Consider the following 26,205-nt stretch of genomic DNA (forward strand, 5'->3'; position numbering starts at 1 on the left):
CCCTCAGCGCGTGTGCCGGCGCGCCCGCAGAGCCAGGCTCAGGGCGAGCACCGCCTGCGGGTCGTCCAGGTCGGTGCCGAGCAGTTCGCCGATGCGGGCCAGCCGGTTGTAGAGCGTCTGCCGGTTCAGGTGCAGTTCCCGGGCGGCCTCCGCCTTGCGCCCCGCATGGGCGAGGTAGGCCTCCAGGGTCGGCAGCAGCGCGGGGCGGGACGTCCGGTCGTGCTCCCGCAGTGGCCCGATGGCGCGGTCCACGAAGGACGCCAGGTCCTGGTGGTCGCGCAGTCGCCACAGCAGCAGGTCGATGTCCAGGCTGCGCGCGTCGTACCAGGGGCGTTCCGCGAGACCCTGCGCGGCCGTCGCCGCCTCCGCGGCGTGCCGCAGCCCCGGACCAGCAGCGGCCCAGCCTCCCGCGGCCCCGACCACGACGACGACCGGGTTACGGTCCCCGGCCCGCTCCAGGCCCGCCCGCTCCGCCCCGGCCCGCAGCGCCGTCGCCACCCGGTCCGCGAGCGCCGAGCGCGTCGTCTCCGGGCGCAGCGCCAGCAGCAGCGGCACCCTGTCCTCCACCGGCCGAACCCCGACCAAAACCGGCGCCCCCACCGTGGCGAGCTCCTCCGTCACCGCCCGGGCCAGCAGTGCCCAGCTGCCCGACGGCGCCGACGCGGGTGCCAGCCGCATCACCACGGGCAGCAGGGGATCCCCGCCCGGCCTGAATCCCAGCACTCCCGCCTGGGCCGGCGCGTCCTGCGGCGCGACCCGGCCCTCGGCGAGATCGGTGAGGAAGTCACCTCGGCCCCGCGCCGCGACCTCCTCCTCCTGGCGGGCCTGCATCAGCACGACCGCCAGGATGCCCGCGGCGCGCTCCGCCGCCATCCGGTGGACCGTGGCCAGCGGCCCCGACACGGCGAGCAGCACCAGCCGGGCCCGCACGCCCCCGGCACCCGCGCCGCCGCCCGGCACCTCCACCAGGACGGCGCCCGCCGGCGGCGCGTCACGCACTGCGCGCGCGCCGCGCAGCCCCTCCCAGACCTGCAGGGGATCGGCACCCACCGGTCCGGTCCCGGTGCCCGCCGCGAACAGCAGCCTGCCGTCCGGCGTCTCCAGGAACACCGGGTTGGCGGCGAAGTCGGCCAGGATCTGCAGCACCTGCGGCACCCCGCCCCCACCGAGGACCGCCCGTGTGCACCGCCGGTGCACCTCCTCGGCCTGCTGGAGCAGCGCGTAGTGCCCGTTGACGATCTCGGTGTGGATCTCCTCGGTCACGGACACGAACGGCACCTCACGGTGCAGCTGGACCAGCGGGAGCCCGGCCGTCCGCGCCGCGTCCACGATCGCCGAGGGCAGCCGGTCGAAGCGCGGGCCCAGCTCCACCACCAGGGCGGCGATGCCGCGGTCAGCGAGTCTGCGGACGTAGGCGCGCTGTTCCGCCGGCCGGGTCCCGAGTCCGAGGCCGGTCATGAGCAGCAGCTCCCCGCCCTTGAGGAGCGCGGGGATGTTGGGCGCCTCACCCGCGTGCACCCAGCGCACCGAGCGGTCCAGCCGGTCCTCGCACGTGAGCACCTCCGGGAGTCCGCCGCGGAGCCCGGGCAGCTCCAGCGCCCGCCGTACGGTGATCCCGCCCTCTTGTTCCACTGGCTCCGCCCTCGTGCTTCCACTCGTGCGCCCGCGCGCTCGTGAACGTGAGACGCGGACGCCCCGGTCCGGAAGCTACCTTGCGCCGCCCGGGCCCGTCACACGACGGCCACCGCGGGCTTCACGTTGTGGTTGAGCCGGAAGACGTTGTCCGGGTCGTAGTGCGCCTTCACCGCGGACAGCCGCTCGTAGGCACGCTCACCGAATCCGGCGACGACCCGTTCCTGCCCCTCGCGCCCGATGAAGTTGAGGTACACGGCGCCGTTCGCCCACGGCATCATCGTGGCCCGTACCTTGCGCACCCACCGCCTGACCCGTTCGTCGTCCGCCTCGCTCTCCCAGACGCCGAAGGGGTGCACGGCCCAGGGGGCGGAGCGCCAGGGCAGCGGATAGTCGGCGGCCCCGCGCGCGACCGCGCCGCCCATGGGGAACAGCACATGCTGGGTGTTCGTGGGCACGGGCATCGTGGCGGCGTCCGCGCAGAAGGCCGCGACCGCCTCGTCGGGGAAACCGCTCAGATACTCCGCCGACCAGTAGTTCCGCATGCCGGGCGGGTCGTCAAGCATGCACTGCAGGTCCGCGTAGGGAATCGTGTCGATGACCTCCGCCTCCGGATTCAGCGCCAGCAGAGGTGCGGCCACGTCACGGGCCTCCGCCTCCGTACCTGCGAAGGTGATCAGGGCGGCGCACACGAGACGGCCCACCAGGGCCTCGGGCACCCACTCCTCGGGCGGACCGGTGATGTAGATGCAGGCGCCGCCGGCCTCGTCGGGGGCTGCCTCCATCACGTCGCGGTACGTACGAACCGCTTCGGGGCCGTCCTCAGGGCGGAAGAGCACCATCACCATGCTCATCGCCGGCAGGTCGTGCAGCCGCAGCGTCAGCGAGGTGACCACACCGAAGTTCCCGCCGCCGCCGTGCAGGGCCCAGAAGAGCTCTGGGTTCTCGTCGGCGCTCGCGCGTACGGTCTCCCCGTCCGCCGTCACCACGTCGGCGGCCAGGAGGTTGTCGCAGGCCAGCCCGAACTTGCGCTCCAGCCACCCCGAACCGCCGCCCAGGGTGAAGCCGCCGACTCCCGTGGTGGAGACCCGCCCGCCCGTCGTGGCCAGCCCGTGGGGCTGTGTGGCCCGGTCCAGGTCGCTCATGACGGCACCGCCGCCGACGCGGGCCGACCGGGCGCCGGGATCCACGCTCACCCGCGACATCCGGCGCAGGTCGATCACCGCCCCACCCTCGCTGACGGACATGCCCGCCACGCTGTGGCCGCCCCCGCGCACCGCGACCTCCAGTTCCCGGTCACGGGCGAGGGCGAGCGCCCGCGCGACGTCCGCCTCGGAGGCGCACTGGGCCACCACCGCGGGTCTGCGGTCGATCATGCTGTTGAAGACGGTACGGGCCTCGTCGTAACCCGGGTCGCCGGGCGCGTGGACCTCACCGGCGAAACCGGAGCGCAGGCCGGTCAGGGCGGCGTCCGGAAGAGACGTTCGGGGCGTCATGTTAACCCCCTTCGCAGGGCGTGACAGGACCCTTCCATCGTAGGTCCGGCCGCGGACATCAGCCCGGTTTGACCGCCAGCGTCGCAAAATAGTTCGACATGTATTGAGCGGATGCGTTGGATTGGTGCGGCGCTTCCGCGAAGCGGGTGAGGAGGAACCCCGCGGCGAGTTGCCCTCCGATCTGGTCGGTGAGGGTGTGGCTGTATTCAAGAGCGGCATCCGCGCCGAACTTCGTGGCGCGTTCCTCGGCGGAGTACTGCGTGACATCGCTGTAGGGCAGCTTGTGCACGATGATCAGCTCGCCGCGCTCGTCGAGCGCCTCGTGGTCGAACAAGTACACATCAGGGTTGAGGAAGCCCACGAGCAGACTTCCGCCCGGTCGCAGGACGCGGAAGCACTCACGCCACACCAGTGCCAAGTCTGGTACGAACAGGTTGGAGACGGGATGGAATACGACGTCGAATGCCGCGTCGCCGAAGGCGCTGAGGTCGCGCATGTCACCCAGGACGGTGCGCAGCTCGAGTCCGTCGCGCGCCGCCACCATCTGGTCCTGGCCGAGCTGGCGGGGTGAGTTGTCGAACACGGTGACCCGCGCCCCTGCGGCGGCGAGGATCGGACCCTGCTGGCCACCGCCGGAGGCCAGGCACAACACGTCCTTGCCACTCAGATCCGTCGGCAGCCAGGAGCGGTCGACCGGCTCACGCCCGATGAGAACAATCGACCAGTCGCCCGTGCGGGCGCGCTCGACATCCTCAGTACTCACCGGCCTCGACCACTCGTTGCCCTCTTGGACATACCTGTCCCAGGCTGCCCGATTGTGAGCAACGGGGTCGACAACAATGTCCTGCACGTTCAACTCCCTGCTACAGCCAAGCGACACCTGTGGTACCCGGGTCAGCCCACGTACGCCCCGCTGGCTGTCAGCCGCAGCGCCGTGTCGATCAGCGGGACATGGCTGAACGCCTGCGGGAAGTTCCCGACCTGGCGCTGGAGCCCGGAGTCCCACTCCTCGGCCAGCAGGCCGAGGTCGTTGCGCAGGGACAGCAGCTTCTCGAACAGCCTGCGCGCCTCGTCGACCCGGCCGATCATCGCCAGGTCGTCAGCCAGCCAGAAGGAGCAGGCCAGGAAAGCGCCCTCGTCCCCCTCCAGGCCGTCCACGCCGGCCTCGTCGCCGTCGGTCGGGTAGCGCAGGACGAAACCGTCCTCGGTGGACAGCTCGCGCTGGATCGCCTCGATGGTGCCGATGACCCGCTTGTCGTCCGGCGGCAGGAAGCCCATCTGGGGGATCAGCAGGAGCGACGCGTCCAGCTCCTTCGACCCGTAGGACTGGGTGAAGGTGTTGCGCTCGGGGTCGTAGCCCCGCTCGCAGACGTCCCGGTGGATGTCCTCGCGCAACTGGTGCCAGCGCTCCAGCGGTCCTTCCGCGTCCCCCGACTCGATCAGCTTTATGGTGCGGTCGACCGCGACCCAGGCCATCACCTTGGAGTGCACGAAGTGGCGGCGCGGCCCGCGCACCTCCCAGATGCCCTCGTCCGGCTCCTCCCAGTGCTTCTCCAGGTACTCGATCAGCTTGTGCTGGAGGCCCATGGCGTAGTCGTTGCGCGTCAGGCCCGTCATGTGGGCCAGGTGGAGCGCCTCGGTGACCTCGCCGTACACGTCGAGCTGCAGTTGGTTCGCCGCGCCGTTGCCGACCCGGACCGGGCCGGAGTTCTCGTAGCCGGGCAGCCAGTCCAGTTCCGCCTCGCCGAGCTCCCGCTCACCCGCGATGCCGTACATGATCTGCAGGTTCTCCGGGTCGCCCGCGACCGCGCGCAGCAGCCACTCGCGCCAGGCGCGGGCCTCCTCGCGGTAGCCCGTGCGCAGCAGCGAGGACAGCGTGATCGCCGCGTCGCGCAGCCAGGTGTAGCGGTAGTCCCAGTTGCGCGAGCCGCCGATGTCCTCCGGCAGAGAGGTGGTCGGCGCGGCCACGATGCCGCCGGTGGGCGCGTAGGTGAGCGCCTTCAGCGTGATCAGCGAGCGGACGACAGCCTCGCGGTAGGGGCCGTGGTAGGTGCACTGCTCGACCCACTCGCGCCAGAAGTTCTCGGTCGCCTCCAGGGACGACTCCGGCTCCGGCATGGCGGGCGGCTCGTGGTGCGAGGGCTGCCAGCTGATCGTGAAGGCGATCCGGTCGCCGGGGGCGACGGTGAAATCGGAGTACGTCGTCAGATTCTGGCCGTATGTGTCGGCATCGGTGTCCAGCCACACGGAGTCGGGACCCGCGACGGCGACCGTACGGCCGTCGACCTTGTGGACCCAGGGAGTGACCCTTCCGTAACTGAACCGCATCCGGAGCTCGGAGCGCATGGGAACGCGCCCGCTCACCCCCTCCACGATGCGGATCAGCTGGGGCGCGCCGTCACGCGGCGGCATGAAATCGGTCACACGGACCGTGCCCCGGGACGTGTCCCACTCCGATTCCAGGACGAGGGAGTCGCCCCGGTAGCGGCGGCGGTCCGCCGCGGGGGCCTCCGCCCCCTTGGGACGGGCGGGTCCCAGCCGCCAGAAACCGTGCTCCTCGGTGCCGAGAAGTCCGGCGAAAATTGCATGGGAATCGAAGCGAGGCAGGCACAGCCAGTCCGCTGTGCCGTCCCGGCAGACCAGGGCTGCGGTCTGCATGTCTCCGATGAGTGCGTAATCCTCGATGCGCCCGGCCACGTGCGTCTCCAGTCGAACGGCCATGTCGCCCCGCAGGGCGCTTACTGCTGGTCAAGGGGTCGTTGTGATAGAACCGACGAGCTCTTGCGCGGGTGAGCGGGCTGGGGTGGAGCCGCTGGGCCGGCCAACTCGGCAGCGAGTGTCCGAGCAGGATACGACGCACCTGGGAGATCCGCGCGACTGTCCACAGGTTGTCCGTCGCCTGTCACGGGCGAATGGGTGGGACCTGAAACAGACGTGGTGATCTTGTGCCCGTCACGGGGAACGCATGGCCGGAAGCAGCCTCTCCTCGTCGCTGTTACCCTGGTAGCCCGTGGACCGGTGGTCGTCCCGACAGTGGACGAGGCCCCCGAACCGCAGCGACGGCACCGACGGAGATCTCCGTCGGACACGCCGGTACGCACCTCACGATCGCGACCACGGGAGCCCCCTTTGGCTATGCAGCCCTCATCCACGACGACCAAGCACATCTTCGTCACCGGGGGCGTCGCCTCCTCCCTCGGCAAGGGTCTGACTGCCTCCAGCCTGGGTGCCCTGCTCAAGGCGCGTGGCCTCCGGGTCACCATGCAGAAGCTCGACCCCTATCTCAACGTCGACCCCGGCACGATGAACCCCTTCCAGCACGGTGAGGTGTTCGTCACCAACGACGGCGCCGAGACCGACCTGGACATCGGTCACTACGAGCGCTTCCTCGACGTCGACCTCGACGGCTCGGCCAACGTCACCACCGGCCAGGTCTACTCGCAGGTCATCGCCAAGGAGCGGCGCGGTGAGTACCTCGGCGACACCGTCCAGGTCATCCCGCACATCACCAACGAGATCAAGCACCGCATCCGCCGCATGGCGACCGACGACGTCGACGTCGTCATCACCGAGGTCGGCGGCACGGTCGGCGACATCGAGTCGCTGCCCTTCCTGGAGACGGTCCGCCAGGTCCGTCACGAGGTCGGCCGCGACAACGTCTTCGTCGTGCACATCTCGCTGCTGCCCTACATCGGCCCGTCCGGTGAGCTGAAGACCAAGCCCACCCAGCACTCCGTCGCGGCGTTGCGCAACATCGGCATCCAGCCGGACGCCATCGTGCTCCGGGCCGACCGCGACGTCCCGACCGCCATCAAGCGCAAGATCTCGCTGATGTGCGACGTCGACGAGGCCGCCGTGGTCGCGTGCGTGGACGCCAAGTCGATCTACGACATCCCCAAGGTGCTGCACACCGAGGGCCTGGACGCCTACGTCGTCCGCAAGCTGGACCTGCCGTTCCGCGACGTCGACTGGACGACCTGGGACGACCTGCTGGACCGCGTCCACAACCCCGACCACGAGATCACCGTCGCCCTGGTCGGCAAGTACATCGACCTGCCCGACGCCTACCTCTCGGTGACCGAGGCCATCCGGGCCGGCGGCTTCGCCAACAAGGCCCGCGTCAAGGTCAAGTGGGTCGCGTCGGACGACTGCAAGACCCCGTCCGGCGCCCAGGAGCAGCTCGGTGACGTCGACGCCGTGTGCATCCCCGGCGGCTTCGGCGAGCGCGGTGTGATCGGCAAGGTCGGCGCCATCCGGTACGCCCGCGAGAACGGGGTGCCGCTGCTCGGCCTCTGCCTGGGCCTGCAGTGCATCGTGATCGAGGCCGCGCGCAACCTCGCCGGCATCACCGACGCCAACTCCACCGAGTTCGACGCCGCCACGAGCCACCCCGTCATCTCCACGATGGAGGAGCAGCTCGCGTACGTCGAGGGCGCGGGCGACCTGGGCGGCACCATGCGGCTCGGCCTGTACCCGGCGAAGCTCGCCGAGGGTTCCCTGGTCCGCGAGGCGTACGACGGTCAGCCCTACGTCGAGGAGCGCCACCGCCACCGCTACGAGGTCAACAACGGCTATCGCGCGGAGCTCGAGAAGAAGGCCGGGCTGGTCTTCTCCGGCACCTCCCCGGACAACAAGCTCGTCGAGTACGTCGAGTACCCGCGTGAGGTCCACCCCTATCTGGTGGCCACCCAGGCGCACCCGGAGCTGCGCTCCCGCCCGACCCGCCCGCATCCGCTCTTCGCCGGTCTGGTGAAGGCGGCCGTGGAGCGCAAGGTCGCGGCGCACGGGACGGACGGCGACGCGTAAGAGCGTCCGATACGGTTGACCGGGGTACGGATCCCTCACGGGATGCGTGCCCCGGTTTCTGTTTTGTTCGTGGGAGGACGTACATGGGTTTCCAGGACACGCCCGAGGAGTGGCAGGTCACCGAGACGGTGACCCCCTTCACCGGTAACAAGACCAGCGTCCGCACCGACGGCGTCGTCATGCCCGACGGCAGCGTCCACAACCGCGACTACCAGGTCCATCCGGGCTCCGTCGCCGTACTCGCGCTCGACGAGGACGGCCGCGTGCTGGTCCTGCGCCAGTACCGCCACCCCGTGCGCCAGAAGCTGTGGGAGATCCCGGCGGGGCTCCTCGACGTGCCGGGCGAGAACCCCCTGCACGCCGCGCAGCGCGAGCTGTACGAGGAGGCGCACGTCAAGGCCGAGGACTGGCGGGTGCTGACCGACGTCTACACCACGCCCGGGGGAAGCGACGAGGCCGTACGCGTCTTCCTCGCGCGGGACCTCTCCGAGGCCGAGGGTGAGCGCTTCGAGGTCTCCGAGGAGGAGGCCGACATGGAGCAGGCGAGGGTGCCCCTTCAGGAGCTCGTGCGGGGTGTGCTCGGGGGCGACCTGCACAACAACTGCCTGGTCGTGGGAGTCCTGTCGCTCACCGCCGCGCTCGCGGGGGACGGAGTGGACTCGCTGCGCCCTGCCGAGGCGCCCTGGCCGGCCCGGCCGTTCGAGGCCTGACGCCTCCTCCGTTCGTCTTCGGACGCACCGTCGGGCCCGCCGCGGGTATGTCCCGCGGCGGGCCCGATCGTATGAAACGCTGATCTGATCGAGGGACGTTTCCGCCCTGCGCGGCAGTGATCGTCCGCACCACTGAACTACGCTCGAAAGGCCCCGACCGGACTTCCGGCGGGCAACCGCGTGCAGCGAAGTGGAGCGTGGCCCGTGACCGACCAGGCGGTGGACACCAGCATCCCGGCCGGACCGGCCCGGACGGCGGGAGCCGAGCAGCCGTCCGACGTCACAGTAAGTCAGTTCTTCGGACGCGAAAGAGAGTTGAGGGCCCTTCAGGAGGACATCGAGCGAGCGGGCCTGGACACTCTGGCCGGCCGCAAGGCGCCACGCGCCAGGGTCCTCCTGATCGCCGGGCGGCCCGGCTCCGGACGCTCCGCCCTCGCCGCCGAACTCGCCCGCAGGCTCGCCGAGCCGGGCGACTACCCGGACGGGGTGTTCCGGGCCGCCCTCACCGACCCCGGGGGCGAGCGCGTCCCCGCGGAACGCACCGCCCGCCGGCTCCTGGACCTCCTCGCGGTCGCGGCCCCGCCCGGCGCCGGAGAGGACGAACTCTCCCAGATGGTCCGCGAGGCCTTCGCCGTACGCCGTGCCGTGATCCTGCTCGACGACGCCGTGGACGCCGAACAGGTCGATCCCCTGCTGCCGGACAATCCGGACTGCTTGGTCGTGGCGACGGCCACCGGCCCCCTGACCGGAATCCCCGGCGTCCGTCCGTGCACCATCGGCGGGCTGGACTCCGGTTCCGCCGTGCAGCTGCTCGCCCGCAGCATCGGCCGGGTCCGCATCACCGTCGACCCGCGGGCCGCCGAGAAGCTCACCGAGGAGTGCGGTGGTCAGCCGGCCGCCCTCACCCTGGTCGCGGGCTGGCTCGCGGCCCGGCCAGGGGCATCGGTCGCCGATGCCACCAAGCAACTGAGCGAGCAGCCGGCAGACTCCGAACAACCCTCCGGGTCGCGTCCGCTGGCCCGGGCCTTCCGGCTGGTCCACGATTCGCTGCCGCCGGCCGCCGCCGCGGTACTGCGTCTGCTCGCCCTCGCTCCCGCGGGCGCGGCCGACGCCCACACGGCCTCGGCCCTCGCCGGATGTTCCGTGTCGGCGGCCGCCACCACCCTCGACGACTTCGTCCGGCTGGGGCTGCTGCGGACGGACGGCGCCGATCCGGAGCAGTACGAGCTGCCGGGCTGCCTGGCACCGCTGGTGCGCGCGATGCTGGAGGAGCGGGAGCGGCCCGCGGAGATCCAGTTGGCCCGGGCCCGGATGCTGGAGCGCACCGTGCGCCGGCTCCAGGCCTGCCGGGCGGTCACCGACCCCGAGGACTCTCCGGCGCGCCGCAAGCTCGCGGGGCTGCCGCGCTCGCTCCGCTTCCGCGATCCCGAGTCGGCCGCGGAATGGCTGAGGATCCGCGAACCCGCCCTGGTCGCCTCCGCGCGGCTCGCGGTGGGGGACGGAGACCTCGACACGCTTGCCCGCCGCCTGGTGGCGGCGCTCGTCCGCGCTCTCGCCGTGCACCGGGGTACCGAGGACGCCGCTCCTGTGCTGTACGGGCTGCACGGCCTGGTCCTCGATGTGGCCGAGCGCCGTGACCTGCCCAGGGAGAAGGCCGCGGCCCTGCTCAACCTCGCCGATCTGGACGCCAGGACCGGCCGGACGCGGGAGGCGCTGGTCCGCTACCGGGCCGCGCTGGACGCCGGGCGCGCGGCGAACGACCTCTACGCGACCGGCAGGGCGATGGAATCCGCGGGCGGCGCCTACGCGGAACTGGGGGACTTCAGCCGGGCCTCCGACTGGTACAGCCGGGCCCTCGCCCAGCGGCTCGGCCAGGGGGAGCGGGCCGACGAGGCGAGGCTCTACGGGCGGCTGGGAGCCGTCCACACGTACGCCGGCCGCTACGGCGAGGCCCTGCGGAACTGGCGGGCCTCCGCCGCGGGCCACCGAAGGCTGGGAGACCTGCCGGCCCAGGCGCGGGCCCTCAGTGAGGCGGCGCGGGTGCAGGAGTACGCGGGCAGGCCGCAGGAGTCGCTGCACACCTGCCGCGAGGCGGTCGACCTGGCCCGCCGGGCGGGTGACGTGCGGCTCCAGGCGGCGCTGGAACTGAGGCTGGCGGACACCCTGGACCGGCTCGGTGATCCGGCGGCGGCCAGGCTGCACCGCTCCACAGCCGAGAGGCTCCTGGGGGAGGACGGGGCGGCCTGCGAAATCCGTAGTACTTCGCTGGAAAGTTAATGCTTTGTAAGGCTGGACAGCGCGAAGTCCTTCATTAATGATGGCTCTGCCGCACATCCCTGCGGTGTCTCCCTTTATGCTTGGTTCATGTGGGTTCATCCCGCTATGTCCGAGCACCATCCGAGCCAAGGACCGTGATCGACGTGAAGGTCGGCATCCCCCGCGAAGTCAAGAACAACGAGTTCCGGGTGGCGATCACCCCCGCCGGAGTGCATGAGCTCGTCCGTCACGGCCACCAGGTCCTCGTCGAGCAGCACGCCGGCGAGGGCTCGTCCATCCCGGACGCGGAGTACGTCGCCGCGGGAGCGCGGATCCTGCCCACCGCCGACGAGGTCTGGGCCGCAGCCGACCTGCTGCTCAAGGTCAAGGAGCCGGTCGCCGAGGAGTACCACCGCCTCCGCAAGGGGCAGACGCTCTTCACGTACCTCCACCTCGCCGCCTCCCGTGAGTGCACGGACGCCCTGATCGAGTCCGGGACGACCGCCATCGCGTACGAGACCGTCGAGACCGCGACCCGCGCGCTCCCGCTGCTCGCCCCGATGTCCGAGGTGGCGGGCCGCCTCGCCCCGCAGGTCGGTGCGTACCACCTGATGCGTTCGGTCGGAGGGCGCGGCGTGCTCCCCGGCGGCGTCCCCGGCACAGGAGCGGCCAGGGCCGTCGTGATCGGCGGCGGTGTCTCCGGCTGGAACGCCACGCAGATCGCCGTCGGGCTCGGTTTCCACGTCACGCTGCTCGACCGGGACATCAACAAGCTGCGCGAGGCCGACAAGATCTTCGGCACCAGGGTGCGGACGGTCGTCTCCAACGCCCTCGAACTCGAGAAGGCCGTCGTCGAGGCCGACCTCGTCGTGGGCGCCGTGCTGATCCCCGGCGCGAAGGCCCCGAAACTGGTCACCAACGAGCTGGTCGCCAAGATGAAGCCCGGAAGTGTTCTTGTCGACATCGCGATCGACCAGGGAGGCTGCTTCGAGGACTCGCATCCGACGACGCACGCCGAGCCGACCTTCATGGTCCACAACTCGGTCTTCTACTGTGTCGCGAACATGCCGGGCGCGGTCCCGAACACCTCCACCTACGCGCTCACCAACGCCACGCTGCCCTACATCCTGGAGCTCGCCAACCGTGGCTGGGCCGACGCGCTGCGCCGTGACGCGGCACTCGCCAAGGGTCTCAACACCCATGACGGCCAGGTGGTTTACCGCGAGGTGGCCGAGGCGCACGGTCTCGACCACGTCGAACTGAGCACGCTTCTCGGCTGAGCTGTCAACCCTCTCCGTCAACCTCATGCGTCCGGCCGGACCTTGCCAGACAAGGTCCGGCCGGACGCATGACCGGGCCCGCGCCAACTGGCCGGAGACGTAACCCTCTACCCTTTTTGCACCCCTGCGAAAGGTGCGCCGCGGGCGCTCCGCACCCTTGACAGGAGGGTGTTCGATTGCCGACACATCGGGCCGGGTCCGGCGGATTGTGTTGCTGCGAACCGGTGACACGCCATAGAGTCGCCAATCGTCGGCATGGTGCCACGCTGACCTATCGATAAGTAGTCCTGGTCACATCCAAGGAGGTAAGACGACTTGTGAATGAGTCGACAATTACTCCCGGGGGTGGTCAACCAGGGATGCCTGCACGGGGTCTGAGCCCGATCGGGCTCGAAGCTGTCGGCTCCGTCGCAGTCCGCACCTTCGCCACCCAAAAGCACATGACGACAGCCCCCCAGATGATGGACGGCCTACACGTGAACGCCATGGCCGGCAACGAGAGTGGCCGGGAGACCGCCCACTTCGCCGACTTCGCCGAGGTGCCCGAGGGGCACTTCTACGACCCCGATGCCGAATACGAGCCCGATCCGGAGTACGCGGCCACGCTCGCGCCAGACGCCGCCCGCCAGCGCCGCGAGCGCATCGGCCCGACCGGCCGGCCACTGCCGTACTTCCCGATCCCCGGTCCCCTGACCGATCACGGCCCCGCGAAGATCATCGCGATGTGCAACCAGAAGGGCGGCGTGGGCAAGACCACGTCGACCATCAATCTGGGCGCCGCACTCGCCGAGTACGGCCGACGCGTGCTGCTCGTCGACTTCGATCCGCAGGGAGCCCTGTCGGTCGGTCTCGGGGTCAACCCGATGGAGCTCGACCTCACCGTCTACAACCTGCTCATGGAGCGGGGCATGGCGGCCGACGAGGTCCTCCTGAAGACCGCCGTGCCCAACATGGACCTGCTCCCCAGCAACATCGACCTCTCGGCCGCCGAAGTACAGCTGGTGAGCGAGGTGGCCCGGGAGTCGACGCTGCAGCGCGCCCTCAAGCCGCTGATGGCCGACTACGACTACATCGTGATCGACTGTCAGCCCTCCCTCGGCCTCCTGACCGTCAACGCCCTGACGGCCGCTCACAAGGTGATAGTCCCGCTCGAGTGCGAATTCTTCGCCCTGCGTGGTGTGGCGCTGCTCACCGAGACCATTGAGAAGGTCCAGGAGCGCCTCAACCCCGAACTGGAGCTGGACGGCATCCTCGCCACCATGTACGACTCCCGCACGGTGCACAGCCGTGAGGTGCTCGCGCGAGTCGTCGAGGCGTTCGACGAGCACGTCTACCACACAGTCATCGGACGCACGGTGCGGTTCCCGGAGACCACGGTGGCCGGCGAACCCATCACCACGTACGCCTCCAACTCGGTCGGTGCCGCCGCCTATCGCCAGCTCGCCAGGGAGGTGCTCGCCCGGTGTCACGCCGAGTGAGTCTGCCGGGGGCCGACGAGCTGTTCCGTACGACCGGGGGCATGGGGCTGCAGGCCTCGTCCCCCGCCGAGAGGCGGCGCAGGGCGAACGGCGAGGCGCGGGTTCCCGCGCCGGTCGGAGGAAGCGATTCGGCACCGGCGGACGCCGGCCAGGGCGGCACCCCTGGTGCCGGGACGGCCGCGGAGTCGTCCCGGGAGTCCCGGGAGGAGCACTCCGCGGCGGACGCCGACGCCGGAGGCTCGCACAGCCGGGCCGACGGCGGCGACCGTGATGCGGCCGGCAGCGACCGGTCCCGTATCGCGCCGCCCAAGGAGGCGGCGGTCACCGTGCAGCCCCAGCGGGGGCGCGGCGGGGGCCGTGGGGCGAACCGCAGGCCGAGCGGCCGGGAACGCCACGACGAGAAGATCACGGTCTATGTGTCCGCCGAGGAACTGATGGACCTCGAACACGCGCGTCTCGTGCTGCGCGGTGAGCACGGCCTGGCCGTCGACCGCGGACGCATCGTCCGTGAGGCGGTCGCCGTGGTGCTGGCCGACCTGGAGTCCCGTGGCGACGCGAGCATCCTCGTGCGGCGGCTGCGGGGCCGCTGACCGGCGCGGCGCCGGTAGCCTGCCCGGGGGAGGGCCGCCGACCGGGCGGCCCCGCCCCAGGGCCATCGCCCGACCTCCCGCCGCACCCCTGGACCCCAGCACATGCGAGACGCCGACGACCCGCCCCGTCCCACCCGCCGTGCCCTCGGCCGCGGACCCGGCATACGGCCGTCGCCGGCTCCGGAGGATCCGGCGCGAGAGGCGGCAGGCGCGCGGGCTCCGGCGTCCGTCCCGCCCGCGGCATCGCATCCTCCCGCGGAGGCCCCTGTGGGCGTCCTCGCGGCCGCAGCGGCGCAGGAGACGGCGGTGGCGCCTTCCGGGCCCGTCGCGGGCCTCCCGGATGCCGTCCGGCCCGGCGGCGCCGGCGGCGGTCCGGCGAGTTCGCGTGCTCACGTCGGCGAGACAGCCCCTGCCGACAGCGGTGACGACCGGCGGTTCACCGTGCGGCTGGTCAACTTCGAAGGCCCCTTCGACCTGCTGCTCCAGCTGATCTCGAAGCACAAGCTCGACGTGACCGAGATCGCGCTGTCGAGGGTCACCGACGAGTTCATGGCGTACATCCGGGCCATGGGGCCGGACTGGGACCTCGACCGGACCACCGAGTTCCTCGTGGTCGCGGCGACCCTGCTCGACCTCAAGGCGGCCAGACTGCTCCCCACCGCCGAGGTGGAGGACGAGGCCGACCTCGCGCTCCTGGAGGCGCGGGACCTGCTCTTCGCGCGGCTGCTGCAGTACCGCGCGTACAAGCGGATCGCCGAGATCCTCAGCGACCGGCTGGAGTCCGAGTCGCGCCGCTATCCCCGCACCGTCGGCCTCGAACCCCAGCACGCCGAGCTGCTGCCCGAGGTCGTGATCAGCATCGGCCCGGAGGGGTTCGCCCGGCTCGCGGTGAAGGCGATGCAGCCGAAGCCCGAGCCGCAGGTGTACGTCGACCACATCCACGCACCCCTCGTGAGCGTGCGGGAGCAGGCCGAGATCGTGGTGGCGCGGCTGCGCGCGGGCGGTGAGGTCAGCTTCCGGGAGCTGACCGAGGACGCGGCGGACACCCTCACGGTGGTCGCCCGGTTCCTCGCGCTGCTGGAGCTCTACCGGGAGAAGGCCGTCGCGCTCGACCAGGAGGAGGCGCTCGGGGAACTCCTCGTGCGCTGGGCGGGGGAAGAAGGGGCCGAGCCGGTGGTCACCGACGAGTTCGACCAAGAGGCGCGCGAGGCGCGGGAGGACGTACAGGAATGAGCACAGATGAGGGGCGCGACGCCCGGGTCGCCGCACTCGGCCTCAAGCCCGCGCTGGAGGCCGTCCTGATGGTCGTGGACGAGCCGGCCACCGAGGAACACCTCGCCAAGGTCCTCCAGAGGCCCCGCAGAGCCGTGGCCGACGCCCTGCGGGAGCTGGCCGACGACTACACCGTCCAGCGCCGCGGATTCGACCTGAGGCTCGTCGCCGGAGGGTGGCGCTTCTATACCCGCCCGGAGTACGCGGAGGCCGTCGAGGGCTTCGTCCTGGACGGGCAGCACGCCCGGCTGACCCAGGCGGCGCTGGAGACACTGGCGGTCGTCGCCTACCGGCAGCCGGTGAGCCGGTCGAGGGTCTCGGCGGTACGCGGAGTCAACTGCGACGGCGTCATGCGGACCCTGCTCCAGAGGGGTCTGGTCGAGGAGGCGGGCGCGGAACCCGAAACAGGTGCGATCCTGTACAGGACGACGAACTACTTTCTGGAGCGCATGGGCCTGCGAGGCCTGGACGAGCTCCCGGAGCTCGCGCCCTTCCTCCCGGAGGCGGACGCGATCGAGGCTGAGACGCTAGAGGGTGTGCCGTCGTTCGATCCGGACGCACCGGACACCCCGGAAACTCACGCAGACGACAAGACGGAATTTTGATGCGAAGCAGTGGCAGCAACGGAAGCGGCAGCGGCAAGAGCGGCGGCAGGAGTGGCGGCGGCAGCGGCTCCAGGAGCGGCGGCGCAGGCGGCAGGAACAACAGCGGCAGCGGCCGGAGCAGTAACCCGAACCCCCGGGTCTCCGGCTCCGGGCGCGAGGACCAGCAGGAGAAGCGCCCCCGCCGGCCCCGCCCCGAGGAGCGCCGCTACGACGTGGGTTCCGACAAGCCGGGCGGCGACGGCGGCCCCCGCAAGGGCCGCGGCGCGGCAGCGCGCGGCGGGGCCAAGGGCGGACCGAAGCCCGCACAGAACGTGAGCAAGGGCGGCCGCCGCCAGGGCGCCCCCGCCCGCCCGCGCGAGCTCGACGCCAAGATCGAACAGCGCAACCGCGACCGGTACGCCGACAAGCCCGAGATCAAGACGCCCAAGACCCACCCGGGCGCCGAGCAGGAGGGCGAGCGTCTGCAGAAGATCCTCGCCCGGGCCGGCATGGGCTCGCGGCGGGCGTGCGAGGAGCTCATCGAGCAGGCCAGGGTCGAGGTGAACGGTGAGATCGTCCTGGAGCAGGGTATGCGGGTCGATCCGCACAAGGACGAGATCAAGGTCGACGGTCTGACAGTCGCGACGCAGTCGCACCTGTTCTTCGCGCTGAACAAGCCCGCCGGCGTCGTCTCCACCATGGGCGACCCGGACGGCCGCCAGAACCTCGGCGACTACGTGAACAACCGCGAGACGCGGCTGTTCCACGTCGGACGGCTCGACACCGAGACCGAGGGCATCATCCTGCTCACCAACCACGGCGAGCTCGCCCACCGCCTGACGCACCCCGCGTACGGGGTGAAGAAGATCTACCTTGCCGCCATCCAGGGCCCGCTCCCGCGTGACCTCGGCAAGCGGCTCAAGGACGGCATCCAGCTCGAGGACGGGTACGCCCGTGCCGACCACTTCCGGGTCGTCGAGAACACCGGCAAGAACTACCTGGTCGAGGTGACCCTCCACGAGGGCCGCAAGCACATCGTCCGCCGCATGCTGGCCGAGGCCGGCTTCCCGGTCGAGCGCCTCGTGCGGACGTCCTTCGGACCCATCCCGCTGGGCGACCAGAAGTCGGGCTGGCTGCGCCGCCTGACCAACACCGAGGTGGGCATGCTGATGCGCGAGGTCGGCCTGTAGCCCTGCCCGACCCGAACGGCCCGCGGCCGGTCCCTCGTTCACTTTTCGAACCGGGACCGGCCGCGGGCCTTTTGCTGTCACGGATTCTTCTTTATAGTCAAGGTGACCATTAAAGAAGGAGGGCGGCGTGACGCTCGCGGACATACTCGAACCCCTGCAGCAGCCCCTGGTGACGGTCCTGGACACCCCGGTCAGCTGGACCGAGGTGCTGGGCTTCGGCAGCGGCGCGCTGTGCGTGTGGCTCGTCGCCCGCCAGCACCTCGCCAACTGGCCGATCGGCATCGCCAACAACCTGTTCTTCATCCTGCTGTTCGCCCAGTCCGGTCTGTACGCCGACGCCGGCCTGCAGATCGTCTTCATCGCCCTCGCCGCGTACGGCTGGTGGACCTGGACCCACGGGGGTGGACCGGGGACGTCCGTCCTGCCGGTGCGGAGCACCACCCGCACCGAATGGGCCTGGCTGCTCGCGGCGGGGGCGGTGGCGACTCTCGGTCTGACCCTGCTGCTCTCCCGGGCCACGGATTCGACCGTGCCGTTCTGGGACGCGCTGACGACCTCCCTGTCGCTCATGGCGACGTACGGCCAGTGCCGGAAGCGGGTCGAGTCCTGGTGGCTCTGGATCGCCGCCGACCTGGTGTACATCCCGCTGTACGCGTACAAGGAGCTCTACCTCACGTCCCTGCTGTACCTCGGCTTCCTCACGCTCTGCCTCGCCGGGCTGCGCAACTGGAACCGCGACCTCGCCGCCGGCCCGCGTGAAGGCGCGGTGGTGCCGGCATGAGACGTCACGGACACGGCCTGGTCCTCGGGAAGTTCTATCCGCCGCACGCCGGCCACCACCACCTCGTCCGCACCGCCCGTGACCGCTGCGAGCGGCTCACCGTCCTGGTCTGCGCCGCCTCCGTCGAGTCCGTGCCGCTCGCCGACCGGGTCGCCTGGATGCGGGAGGCACACCCCGACGCCCGGGTGGTGGGCACCGTCGACGACATCCCCATGGACCTGAACGACACCGCGGTCTGGGACGCGCACATGGCCGTGTTCGCCGCCGCGGTACCCGAACCGGTCGACGCCGTCTTCTCCTCGGAGACCTACGGCGCTGAGCTGGCACGCCGATTCGGCGCGGAATCCGTCCTGGTGGACCCCGGCCGCACCCTGTTCCCCGTGTCGGGCACCGCGGTACGCGCCGACCCGGCAGGCTGCTGGGACTACCTGGAGCCGCCCGTGCGGGCCGCGCTCACCCGCAGGGTCGTCGTCCTCGGAGCCGAGTCCACCGGCACCACCACCCTGGCCCTGGCGCTCGCCGAGCACTACCGCCGCCGCGGCGGCACCTGGGCCCGGACGGGATACGTCGCCGAGTACGGCAGAGAGTTCAGCGAGGCCAAGCTCGCTGCTCTGCGGAGCCGGTGGCCCGGCGCCCAGTGGGAGGACGTCCACTTCACCACCGACGACTTCCCTCTCATCGCCGAAACCCAGAACGCGCGGGAGGAGGCAGCCGCGCGCGTCGGGTCACCGGTGCTGATCTGCGACACCGACTCCTTCGCCACCACCGTCTGGCACGAGCGCTACGTCGGAGGCCGCAACCCGCTCGTCGAGAAGACCGCCGACCGGGTCGCCCACCACCTATGGCTGCTCACCGACCACGAGGGCGTCGCCTTCGAGGACGACGGCCTGCGCGACGGCGAGGAGTTGCGGCCCTGGATGACCGAACGCTTCCGCGCCGAACTCACACGGACCGGCAGAGAGTTCGTCGAGATCACCGGGAACCGCCAGGAGCGGCTCGACGCGGCGGTCGCCGCCGTGGACGAACTCCTCTCCGGCGGATGGCACTTCACCGAACCCCTGCCGGAGCGACGATGACCACCGTGCCCGAGGACTACGACCCCCACGCCTTCGCACCCTTCGCCGTCACCGTCGACCTCGCCGTCTTCACCGTCCGCGAAGGGCGGCTCCACGTCCTGCTGGTGGAGCGCGGCGGGGAGCCGTACAAGGGCCGGTGGGCGCTGCCCGGCGGTTTCGTCCTGCCGCGCGAGTCCGCCGAGGTGGCGGCCCGCCGCGAACTCGCCGAGGAGACCGGCCTCACCCGGCACACCGTGCGCGCCCTGCACCTGGAGCAGCTGCGCACCTACAGCGACCCGGACCGCGACCCCAGGATGCGGGTCGTCTCCGTCGCGTACGCCGCGCTCATCCCCGACCTGCCGGAGCCACGTGGCGGCGGTGACGCCGCGCACGCGCGCTGGTGGGACGCGGGAAGCACTGGGCCGCTCGCCTTCGACCACGACCGCATCCTGGCCGACGCGCACGACCGGATCGGCGCCAAGCTCGAGTACTCCTGCCTGGCCACCGCGTTCTGCCCCGCCGAGTTCACCCTCGGCGAGCTCCAGCAGGTCTACGAGACGGTCTGGGGCGTCGAGCTCGACCGGCCCAACTTCCGGCGCAAGGTCCTCACCACGCCCGGCTTCGTCCAGGCCGTGGAAGGACCGCCGCGCCGCACCGGCGGACGGGGGAAACCGGCCGCCCTCTACCGGGCGGGTGCCGCCACCGCCCTGCACCCACCACTGCTGCGCCCGGAAGGACGGACATCATGATTCCTACAAGAATATCCACCAAGCAGGCGGCCACCGGCGCGCTGACCGGGCTCGCGCTCGGCGACGCGCTCGGCTTCCCCACCGAGTTCAACGACGTGCCGTCCATCCTCGCGAAGTGCGGGCCGTGGCGGCAGATGCGGCTGCCGAAGCCGGCGTTCGTCACCGACGACACCCAGATGACACTCGCCCTGGGACGCGGCATCCGCACCGCCATGGACCAAGGCCTTCTCACGCCGGAGCGGATGGTGGGCCCGGTCCGGGAGGAGTTCGTCCGGTGGAACCGCTCACCCGAGAACAACCGGGCTCCCGGACGCACCTGCCTGGAGGCGTGTGCGCTGCTGGAGGGCGACCGGATCTGGCAGGAAGCCAGCAGGACCGGTTCCAAGGGCTGCGGCGCCAACATGCGCGTCGCGCCCATCGGCCTCGTGCCCGGACTCAGCGACGAACAGCGTGCCGGGGCGGCCCAGCTCCAGGCCGCCCTCACCCACGGTCACCCCACCGCCCTCGCGGCCTCCGACCTGATGGCCCGTGCGGTGTACCTCCTCGCTCAGGGGGCCGAACCGTTCGGCCTGGTGGGCCAGCTGCGCTCCTACGCGTACGAGAACCGAGGCCGCTATCTCACCTGCTGGCTCGGTGACCTGTGGCGGTACACCCATGACGCCTCACCCGAGGCGTTCATCAGCCGGGGCTGGGACGAGTGCCTGACCGCTCTCGCGCGGGTCCAGGAGGCCCTGCGCAGCCCCTCCCCGGAGACCGACCCGTGCGAGCGGACCGGTGACGGCTGGATCGCCGAGGAGGCGCTCGCCACCGCGCTGCACTGCTTCCTGCTCTTTCCGGAGGAACCGCTGACCGCCCTGCGCCGGGCCGCCTGCACCCGGGGCGACTCCGACTCCATCGCCTGTCTCACAGGCGCGCTGGCCGGAGCGCACCTGGGGGCGGGGGCCTGGCCCAAGGAGTGGTCGGAGCGCATCGAGTACCGCAGCGACCTGCTGTCGCTCGCCGCGCTCTGGGATGCTTGATCCATGCACACGGACACGACGCTCCTGCGAGGGGCCGGGCTGCCGGACATCGATCTGGCGCGGATACTCGCCGAGGAGCCCTGCCCGCTCCTGTTCGCCACGGTCTCGGGCGCACACCTGTACGGCTTCCCCTCGCGGGACTCGGACGTGGACCTGCGGGGGGTCCACGTCCTGCCCCCCGAGGACCTGGTCGGCCTCCGGCAGCCAGAGGAGACGCGGTCGAGGATGTGGGACCACGACGGTGTCGAGATGGACCTCGTCACCCACGACCTCCGCAATTTCGTCCGGCTCATGCTGAAGCCCAACGGCTACGTGCTGGAGCAGCTCCTCTCGCCGCTGATCGTGCACACCACTTCGCTCCACGCCGAACTGACGGCACTCGTCCCGACGGTGCTGACACGTCATCACGCCCACCACTACCGGGGATTCGCCGGCACGCAGTGGCGGCTGTTCGAGAGGACGGGTGAGCTGAAACCGCTGCTCTACACCTTCCGCGCGCTGCTCACCGGCATCCACCTCATGCGTACCGGCACCCTCCTCGCGCACCTGCCGACGCTGATCGGCGAGGTGCCCGCGCCGGCCGGCCTGCCCGCCCTGATCGAGGCGAAGGCCGGCGCCGAACACGGCGCGGCCCACATGGTGGACGCCGCGTCGGCAGCGCGTGACGTCGAGGCGCTCCACGCCGTCCTCGACGAGGCGCAGGCGGAGTCCCGGCTCGCCGATACCCCGTCGGGTTTCGACGCCCTGCACGATCTCGTGGTCCGGGTGCGGCTGGGGGAGTCCGGCCTGCTCCGGCCCGGGGGCGGGAACCCGGCCGTCCGTGAGGCGTCAGGACAGCTCTGAGGGGTGCCGGCCGCCAGCCGAGGTCCGCCTGGCCCGGATCAGGAACGCCTCCACGCGGGCCCTGTCCGGCTCGGGCGGCAGCGGGGAGCGCGTCGCCGCGTCGTCGTTCTCCTCGGCCAGGCGCGTCATCCGGCGTTCCACCTCGGCCCACGGGACCTCACCGCGCTTCACCGCCAGCAGGTCCTCGCGCGCGTCCCCGACCTCGATCCGCAGCTCGCCCGTCCTCAGCAGGTCCCGGCCGGACGTCAGAAGCCGCAGCAGGTGCATGGCGTGCTTCCAGCGCGGAGCGCCGTGCGCACGGACGTCGGCCTCCAGCTTCCGCCGCTGCCCCAGGGCGTAGCGAACGAACGTCCCGTGGGCCCTGCGGGAGAGGAACGCCCCGCGGAGGGCGAGGAGTTCCTCTCCCGTGTCGTCGATCCGCTCCACGAGGGGGGAGTGCAGGCACTCCAGCACGTTGGGATTGGCCCGCAGCGCCAGCTCGCAGCAGCGTTCCAGCTCCCACGAGAACTGCTCCTCGCCCGGCCCCTCGACGTGGGCCGGCGGTTTGGTGAACCCCCAGAACAGCGGGGTGGGCGCGAGGAACACCCCGCGCCGGTCCGTGTCGCTGCCCTCGGTGGCCAGCCCGAAGGCACGGGAGCCCATCACACAGGAGTAGACGGTGTGTTCCCGCACGAGCCGTTCGCCTTCAGGGGTGATCATGGGCGCGACGGTACGCGTCCTACGCCTGCCGGACGGCGCCGCCCTCGACTGTGATCCGCTCCGCCGGGAGAGGCCGTGTTGCCGGGCCCCGCTCGACGGCCCCGTCCTCGATGCCGAACCGGCTCCCGTGGCACGGGCAGTCGATGGTGCCGTCCGCCACCGTCGCGACGATGCAGCCCGCGTGCGTGCACACCGCGGAGAAGGCCTTGAACTCGCCGGCCTTCGGCTGGGTCACCACGATCTTGCGGTCCTTGAAGATCGTGCCGCCGCCGACGGGGATGTCTGAGGTCCGGGCCAGCTCCGCGCCGTCGGAGGCGGGCGCCGAGCTCTCGCCGCCTCCGCCTCCGCCCCCCTCCCCGGAGGAGCCGCAGCCGGTCACCAGGGCCGCGGCCCCCGCGCCCAGGACCGTCCTTCGCCGTGCGTTCATGGCTCTCCTCGCGTGGTGGTTCCCGAAGGGCATCGTGGCGCGCCGGAGCACCCCGGCGAAGCAACCGGGCGGCAGTTACGGCCAGGCAGGTTGCGGTTACGGCCAGGTGGGTGGACGGGAGGCGGTCGAGGCCGCGCGGGGAGTGCCCACGACCTGACCGGGAGCGCCGTGACTGTTCACCGGCGTACTCACCGACCGGGTCCACGACCGGATCGACGCCTCGCCGGAGCAGCTCGCCGGGCAGGTCCGACGCGCGCTCCTGGCCGTGCACGCCGCCGCCGCCGCGTCTCACGGACAGAGCACGGTGCCCCGTCCGTCCGCCGCACCTCTAGGCTGAAAGGGCACGCAGCACGAGCAACGAGGGGTACGAACGTGGCGGTACGAGCGGTCCGTGGAGCCGTCCAGCTGGAGCGGGACGAAGCCGGACACATGGGCGAGCGGGTGAGCGAACTCCTCACCGCCGTCCTGGAGCGCAACCGGATCGTCGCCGAGGACCTGATCAGCGTGTGGTTCACGGCCACCCCGGACCTGCACAGCGACTTTCCCGCGGCCGCCGCGCGGGGCCTCGGAATCGTCGACGTGCCGCTGATCTGCGCCCAGGAACTCGACATCGCCGGTGCCATGCCCCGGGTGGTCCGCATAATGGCCCATGTCGAGACGTATCTCTCCAAGGCGGAGATCAGCCACGTCTACCTCGGCGCCACCGGCGCCCTCCGCAAGGACATCGCCCAGTGAGAACCGCCCTCGTCATCGGAACCGGCCTCGTCGGGACCTCCGCCGCCCTCGCCCTCGCGGGGCGCGGCGTCCAGGTGCACCTCGTCGACCGCGACCGGGCCTCGGCGCACACCGCGGCCGCTCTCGGCGCCGGCACGGACGAGGCGCCCGAAGGCCCCGTCGACCTGGCGGTCGTCGCCGTACCGCCCGCCCACACCGCCTCCGTGCTCGCTACGGCCATGCGGGACGGGGCCGCCCGCGCCTACCTCGACGTCGCCAGCGTCAAGGGGGGGCCGCGCCGCGAGCTGGAGGCGCTCGGCGTCGACCTCGCGCCGTACATCGGCACGCACCCCATGGCCGGCAAGGAGCGCTCAGGCCCCCTCGCCGCCACCGCCGACCTCTTCGAGGGCCGCCCCTGGGTCCTCACCCCGACCCGGGACACCGCCACCGAGGTCCTCAACCTCGCCCTGGAACTGGTGGCGCTCTGCCGGGCCGTCCCGGTCGTCATGGACGCGGACGCCCACGACCGCGCCGTCGCCCTGGTCTCCCACACCCCGCAGCTGATCTCCTCCATGGTCGCGGCCCGGCTGGAGGAGGCCGACGAGACGGCTGTCCGCCTGTGCGGGCAGGGGATCAGGGACGTCACCAGGATCGCCGCGTCCGACCCCCGGATGTGGGTGGAGATCCTCTCCGCCAACCCCGGCCCGGTCGCCGACGTGCTGGCCGGGGTCGCTGTGGACCTGGAGGAGACGGTCCGGGCGCTGCGCGGCCTGCAGTCCGCCGACGAGGACAAGCGTCGCTCGGGCACCGAGGGCATCGAGGACGTCCTGCGGCGCGGCAACGCCGGCCGGGTCAGGGTGCCCGGCAAGCACGGGGCCGCCCCGGCTTCGTACGAGATCGTGGCCGTGCTCATCAGCGACCGGCCGGGGGAGCTGGCCGCGATCTTCGCCGACGCGGGCCGGGCCGGGGTCAACATCGAGGACGTTCGCATCGAGCACGCCACCGGCCAGCAGGCCGGTCTGGTCCAGCTGATGGTCGAGCCGAGCGCGGCACCCTCGCTGGGCGCGGCGCTCAGCGAACGCGGCTGGTCGATCAGACCCTGAAGGACCGGCCGGACGGGTGCCGGCCACGGGGTACAAAGGCGCTTCGCGCACTCGGTAACCTTGGGGGAGGCCGTTACGTGGCCCCGCTCGCCCCGCCCCCGTGTACCAGGAAGGTGTCCACCACCGTGGAAACCATAAGCGCCGCCGCCCGGACCGCCCCGGCCGCAGTGATCGTCGCCATCGACGGCCCCTCCGGTACGGGCAAGTCGAGCACGTCCAAGGCCGTCGCTGCCCAGCTCGGCCTGAGCTACCTGGACACCGGCGCCCAGTACCGCGCGATCACCTGGTGGATGCTGAACAACGGCATCGACGTGCGGGACGCGTCCGAGGTCGCCGACGCCTCCGCCAAGCCCGTCATCGTCTCGGGCACGGACCCGTCCGCCCCGACGATCACCGTCGACGGCGAGGACGCCTCCGGTCCGATCCGCACCCAGGAGGTCACCTCGCAGGTCAGCGCCGTCAGCGCGGTACCCGAGGTGCGCGCGCGGATCACCGAGCTGCAGCGCTCGATCGCGGCCGAGGCCGAGGGCGGCATCGTCGTCGAGGGCCGTGACATCGGAACCACCGTGCTGCCGGACGCCGACATCAAGATCTTCCTGACCGCCTCCCCCGAGGCGCGCGCGGCCCGCCGCAGCGGAGAGGTCAAGGGCTCCGACCTGACCGCCACCAAGGAGGCGCTGATCAAGCGGGACGCCGCCGACTCCGGGCGCAAGACCTCGCCGCTGGCCAAGGCCGGGGACGCCGTCGAGGTGGACACCACCGAGCTGACCCTCGCCCAGGTCATCGAGTGCGTGGTCACCCTCGTCGGGGAGAAGCAGGCCGCGAAGTGACCGCAGCCACTGTCGCGCCCACGCTGCGCGGAGCGGCCGTGGGGCGAGGGATCGGCATCGGGCTCATGTACGGGCTGTTCAAGCCGCGTGTGCTCGGCGCGTGGCGGGTCCCCGCCGCGGGACCCGTCATACTCGCGGTGAACCACGCGCACAACCTCGACGGGCCGATGCTGATGGGCACCGCGCCCAGGCCCGTCCACTTCCTGATCAAGAAGGAGGCGTTCGTCGGCCCCCTCGACCCGTTCCTGCGCGGAATCGGACAGCTGAAGGTGGACCGTACGACCGTCGACCGCACCGCCATCACGCAGGCACTCGGCGTGCTGGCGGACGGCGGGGCCCTGGGGATCTTCCCCGAGGGGACCCGGGGCGAAGGCGACTTCGCCTCCCTCCGCGCCGGACTCGCGTACTTCGCGGTGCGTGGCGGGGCGCCGATCGTCCCCGTCGCGGTCCTGGGAAGCACCGAGCGCCGCGGGAGGCTGATACCGGCGCTGCCTCCGCTGCGCAGCCGGGTCGACGTCGTCTTCGGTGACGCCTTCCTGGCCGACGACGGAAGCGGGCGGCGGACCAGGAAGGCGCTGGACGAGGCGACGGTGCGTATCCAGGCCGAGCTGGCCGCCCACCTGGGCAACGCCAGGCGTCTCACCGGACGCCTGTGACACTTGAGTAGTGGGCCGCGCGATCGTGGCCCATC

Annotated in this window: 25 protein-coding genes; 19 read left to right on the forward strand and 6 right to left on the reverse strand. The window is 71.5% G+C overall.

Annotated features, from left to right (window positions below; translation table 11 throughout):
* Positions 1-3: 3 nt before the first annotated feature.
* The 4 genes from ACFU5K_RS15230 to ACFU5K_RS15245 all read right to left on the reverse strand — a co-directional run bounded on the left by ACFU5K_RS15230 (position 4) and on the right by ACFU5K_RS15245 (position 5,825).
* Entirely contained in the window at positions 4-1,632 is a 1,629-nt protein-coding gene (locus ACFU5K_RS15230) for a PucR family transcriptional regulator (protein ID WP_384061037.1), read from the reverse strand.
* A 98-nt stretch (positions 1,633-1,730) separates the two neighbouring features.
* The gene (locus ACFU5K_RS15235; protein ID WP_384061040.1) at positions 1,731-3,128 is read right to left on the reverse strand and encodes an FAD-binding oxidoreductase; all 1,398 of its coding nucleotides are present in this window, start codon (positions 3,126-3,128) and stop codon (positions 1,731-1,733) included.
* A 58-nt stretch (positions 3,129-3,186) separates the two neighbouring features.
* Positions 3,187-3,978 carry a class I SAM-dependent methyltransferase gene (locus tag ACFU5K_RS15240; RefSeq protein ID WP_384061043.1) on the reverse strand — a complete coding sequence of 264 codons (792 nt, stop codon included), beginning with the start codon at positions 3,976-3,978 and terminating at the stop codon, positions 3,187-3,189.
* Between the two features lie 44 nt (positions 3,979-4,022).
* A complete protein-coding gene (locus ACFU5K_RS15245) occupies positions 4,023-5,825 on the reverse strand; it encodes a glycoside hydrolase family 15 protein (protein ID WP_384061164.1) in 1,803 nt (600 codons plus the stop codon).
* Positions 5,826-6,263: 438 nt separating this feature from the next.
* Here ACFU5K_RS15245 and ACFU5K_RS15250 point away from each other — a divergent pair, with 438 nt between their 5' ends.
* The 14 genes from ACFU5K_RS15250 (at position 6,264) to ACFU5K_RS15315 (ending at position 21,741) form a co-directional block, all read left to right on the forward strand.
* Positions 6,264-7,934, forward strand: a complete 1,671-nt coding sequence (locus ACFU5K_RS15250; RefSeq protein WP_384061046.1) for a CTP synthase — start codon at positions 6,264-6,266, stop codon at positions 7,932-7,934.
* A gap of 83 nt (positions 7,935-8,017) precedes the next feature.
* Positions 8,018-8,644, forward strand: a complete 627-nt coding sequence (locus tag ACFU5K_RS15255; protein ID WP_384061049.1) for an NUDIX domain-containing protein — start codon at positions 8,018-8,020, stop codon at positions 8,642-8,644.
* 204 nt (positions 8,645-8,848) lie between these two features.
* Positions 8,849-10,921, forward strand: a complete 2,073-nt coding sequence (locus ACFU5K_RS15260; RefSeq protein ID WP_384061052.1) for a tetratricopeptide repeat protein — start codon at positions 8,849-8,851, stop codon at positions 10,919-10,921.
* A 143-nt stretch (positions 10,922-11,064) separates the two neighbouring features.
* A complete protein-coding gene (ald, locus tag ACFU5K_RS15265) occupies positions 11,065-12,180 on the forward strand; it encodes an alanine dehydrogenase (protein WP_384061166.1) in 1,116 nt (371 codons plus the stop codon).
* A 359-nt stretch (positions 12,181-12,539) separates the two neighbouring features.
* The gene (locus tag ACFU5K_RS15270) at positions 12,540-13,658 is read left to right on the forward strand and encodes a ParA family protein (protein ID WP_384061055.1); all 1,119 of its coding nucleotides are present in this window, start codon (positions 12,540-12,542) and stop codon (positions 13,656-13,658) included.
* Positions 13,643-14,248 carry a hypothetical protein gene (locus tag ACFU5K_RS15275; protein ID WP_384061058.1) on the forward strand — a complete coding sequence of 202 codons (606 nt, stop codon included), beginning with the start codon at positions 13,643-13,645 and terminating at the stop codon, positions 14,246-14,248. The genes ACFU5K_RS15270 and ACFU5K_RS15275 overlap by 16 nt, the downstream gene beginning before the upstream one ends.
* A gap of 102 nt (positions 14,249-14,350) precedes the next feature.
* Complete coding sequence (locus ACFU5K_RS15280; RefSeq protein ID WP_384061060.1) at positions 14,351-15,481, forward strand: segregation/condensation protein A; 1,131 nt, start codon at positions 14,351-14,353, stop codon at positions 15,479-15,481.
* Positions 15,478-16,125 (forward strand): SMC-Scp complex subunit ScpB, encoded by a 648-nt coding sequence (gene scpB, locus ACFU5K_RS15285; RefSeq protein ID WP_384061063.1) that lies wholly within the window; start codon positions 15,478-15,480, stop codon positions 16,123-16,125. Before ACFU5K_RS15280 ends, scpB begins: the two co-directional genes overlap by 4 nt.
* Positions 16,125-17,294, forward strand: coding sequence for a pseudouridine synthase (locus ACFU5K_RS15290; RefSeq protein ID WP_384061065.1), 1,170 nt, complete (start codon positions 16,125-16,127; stop codon positions 17,292-17,294). The genes scpB and ACFU5K_RS15290 overlap by 1 nt, the downstream gene beginning before the upstream one ends.
* A 127-nt stretch (positions 17,295-17,421) precedes the next feature.
* Positions 17,422-18,075 (forward strand): nicotinamide riboside transporter PnuC, encoded by a 654-nt coding sequence (gene pnuC / locus ACFU5K_RS15295; protein WP_384061068.1) that lies wholly within the window; start codon positions 17,422-17,424, stop codon positions 18,073-18,075.
* Positions 18,072-19,151 (forward strand): AAA family ATPase, encoded by a 1,080-nt coding sequence (locus ACFU5K_RS15300; RefSeq protein ID WP_384061070.1) that lies wholly within the window; start codon positions 18,072-18,074, stop codon positions 19,149-19,151. Before pnuC ends, ACFU5K_RS15300 begins: the two co-directional genes overlap by 4 nt.
* Positions 19,148-19,879, forward strand: coding sequence for an NUDIX domain-containing protein (locus ACFU5K_RS15305; protein WP_384061073.1), 732 nt, complete (start codon positions 19,148-19,150; stop codon positions 19,877-19,879). Before ACFU5K_RS15300 ends, ACFU5K_RS15305 begins: the two co-directional genes overlap by 4 nt.
* Complete coding sequence (locus ACFU5K_RS15310) at positions 19,876-20,898, forward strand: ADP-ribosylglycohydrolase family protein (protein WP_384061076.1); 1,023 nt, start codon at positions 19,876-19,878, stop codon at positions 20,896-20,898. The genes ACFU5K_RS15305 and ACFU5K_RS15310 overlap by 4 nt, the downstream gene beginning before the upstream one ends.
* A gap of 3 nt (positions 20,899-20,901) precedes the next feature.
* A complete protein-coding gene (locus ACFU5K_RS15315; RefSeq protein WP_384061078.1) occupies positions 20,902-21,741 on the forward strand; it encodes a DNA polymerase beta superfamily protein in 840 nt (279 codons plus the stop codon).
* Here ACFU5K_RS15315 and ACFU5K_RS15320 read toward each other — a convergent pair.
* Together ACFU5K_RS15320 and ACFU5K_RS15325 are read right to left on the reverse strand one after the other, a co-directional pair.
* Positions 21,727-22,440 carry a DNA polymerase beta superfamily protein gene (locus ACFU5K_RS15320; RefSeq protein ID WP_384061081.1) on the reverse strand — a complete coding sequence of 238 codons (714 nt, stop codon included), beginning with the start codon at positions 22,438-22,440 and terminating at the stop codon, positions 21,727-21,729. The genes ACFU5K_RS15315 and ACFU5K_RS15320 overlap by 15 nt on opposite strands.
* Before the next feature lie 19 nt (positions 22,441-22,459).
* The gene (locus tag ACFU5K_RS15325; protein WP_384061084.1) at positions 22,460-22,867 is read right to left on the reverse strand and encodes a Rieske (2Fe-2S) protein; all 408 of its coding nucleotides are present in this window, start codon (positions 22,865-22,867) and stop codon (positions 22,460-22,462) included.
* On the opposite strand from ACFU5K_RS15325, the gene ACFU5K_RS15330 reads away from it, so the two are divergent.
* The 5 genes from ACFU5K_RS15330 (at position 22,866) to ACFU5K_RS15350 (ending at position 26,170) form a co-directional block, all read left to right on the forward strand.
* The gene (locus tag ACFU5K_RS15330) at positions 22,866-23,024 is read left to right on the forward strand and encodes a hypothetical protein (protein ID WP_384061087.1); all 159 of its coding nucleotides are present in this window, start codon (positions 22,866-22,868) and stop codon (positions 23,022-23,024) included. The two genes, ACFU5K_RS15325 and ACFU5K_RS15330, sit on opposite strands and share 2 nt — an antisense overlap.
* A gap of 215 nt (positions 23,025-23,239) precedes the next feature.
* Complete coding sequence (gene aroH / locus ACFU5K_RS15335; RefSeq protein ID WP_384061090.1) at positions 23,240-23,602, forward strand: chorismate mutase; 363 nt, start codon at positions 23,240-23,242, stop codon at positions 23,600-23,602.
* Entirely contained in the window at positions 23,599-24,684 is a 1,086-nt protein-coding gene (locus ACFU5K_RS15340) for a prephenate dehydrogenase (RefSeq protein WP_384061093.1), read from the forward strand. The genes aroH and ACFU5K_RS15340 overlap by 4 nt, the downstream gene beginning before the upstream one ends.
* 113 nt (positions 24,685-24,797) lie before the next feature.
* A complete protein-coding gene (gene cmk, locus ACFU5K_RS15345) occupies positions 24,798-25,514 on the forward strand; it encodes a (d)CMP kinase (RefSeq protein ID WP_384061096.1) in 717 nt (238 codons plus the stop codon).
* Positions 25,511-26,170, forward strand: a complete 660-nt coding sequence (locus ACFU5K_RS15350) for a lysophospholipid acyltransferase family protein (protein WP_384061098.1) — start codon at positions 25,511-25,513, stop codon at positions 26,168-26,170. Before cmk ends, ACFU5K_RS15350 begins: the two co-directional genes overlap by 4 nt.
* The last annotated feature ends 35 nt before the right edge of the window (positions 26,171-26,205 follow it).

The organism is Streptomyces sp. NPDC057428, assembly GCF_042803195.1.
Classification (GTDB): domain Bacteria; phylum Actinomycetota; class Actinomycetes; order Streptomycetales; family Streptomycetaceae; genus Streptomyces.

Coding starts and splice junctions, on each gene's coding strand:
- ACFU5K_RS15235 (WP_384061040.1), bottom strand. CDS start 3,128: ATGACGCCCCGAACGTCTCTTCCGGACGCCGCCCTGACCGGCCTGCGC.
- ACFU5K_RS15250 (WP_384061046.1), top strand. CDS start 6,264: ATGCAGCCCTCATCCACGACGACCAAGCACATCTTCGTCACCGGGGGC.
- ACFU5K_RS15255 (WP_384061049.1), top strand. CDS start 8,018: ATGGGTTTCCAGGACACGCCCGAGGAGTGGCAGGTCACCGAGACGGTG.
- ACFU5K_RS15270 (WP_384061055.1), top strand. CDS start 12,540: ATGCCTGCACGGGGTCTGAGCCCGATCGGGCTCGAAGCTGTCGGCTCC.
- ACFU5K_RS15280 (WP_384061060.1), top strand. CDS start 14,351: ATGCGAGACGCCGACGACCCGCCCCGTCCCACCCGCCGTGCCCTCGGC.
- scpB (WP_384061063.1), top strand. CDS start 15,478: ATGAGCACAGATGAGGGGCGCGACGCCCGGGTCGCCGCACTCGGCCTC.
- ACFU5K_RS15290 (WP_384061065.1), top strand. CDS start 16,125: ATGCGAAGCAGTGGCAGCAACGGAAGCGGCAGCGGCAAGAGCGGCGGC.
- ACFU5K_RS15300 (WP_384061070.1), top strand. CDS start 18,072: ATGAGACGTCACGGACACGGCCTGGTCCTCGGGAAGTTCTATCCGCCG.
- ACFU5K_RS15305 (WP_384061073.1), top strand. CDS start 19,148: ATGACCACCGTGCCCGAGGACTACGACCCCCACGCCTTCGCACCCTTC.
- ACFU5K_RS15310 (WP_384061076.1), top strand. CDS start 19,876: ATGATTCCTACAAGAATATCCACCAAGCAGGCGGCCACCGGCGCGCTG.
- ACFU5K_RS15315 (WP_384061078.1), top strand. CDS start 20,902: ATGCACACGGACACGACGCTCCTGCGAGGGGCCGGGCTGCCGGACATC.
- ACFU5K_RS15320 (WP_384061081.1), bottom strand. CDS start 22,440: ATGATCACCCCTGAAGGCGAACGGCTCGTGCGGGAACACACCGTCTAC.
- ACFU5K_RS15330 (WP_384061087.1), top strand. CDS start 22,866: ATGGCTCTCCTCGCGTGGTGGTTCCCGAAGGGCATCGTGGCGCGCCGG.
- ACFU5K_RS15325 (WP_384061084.1), bottom strand. CDS start 22,867: ATGAACGCACGGCGAAGGACGGTCCTGGGCGCGGGGGCCGCGGCCCTG.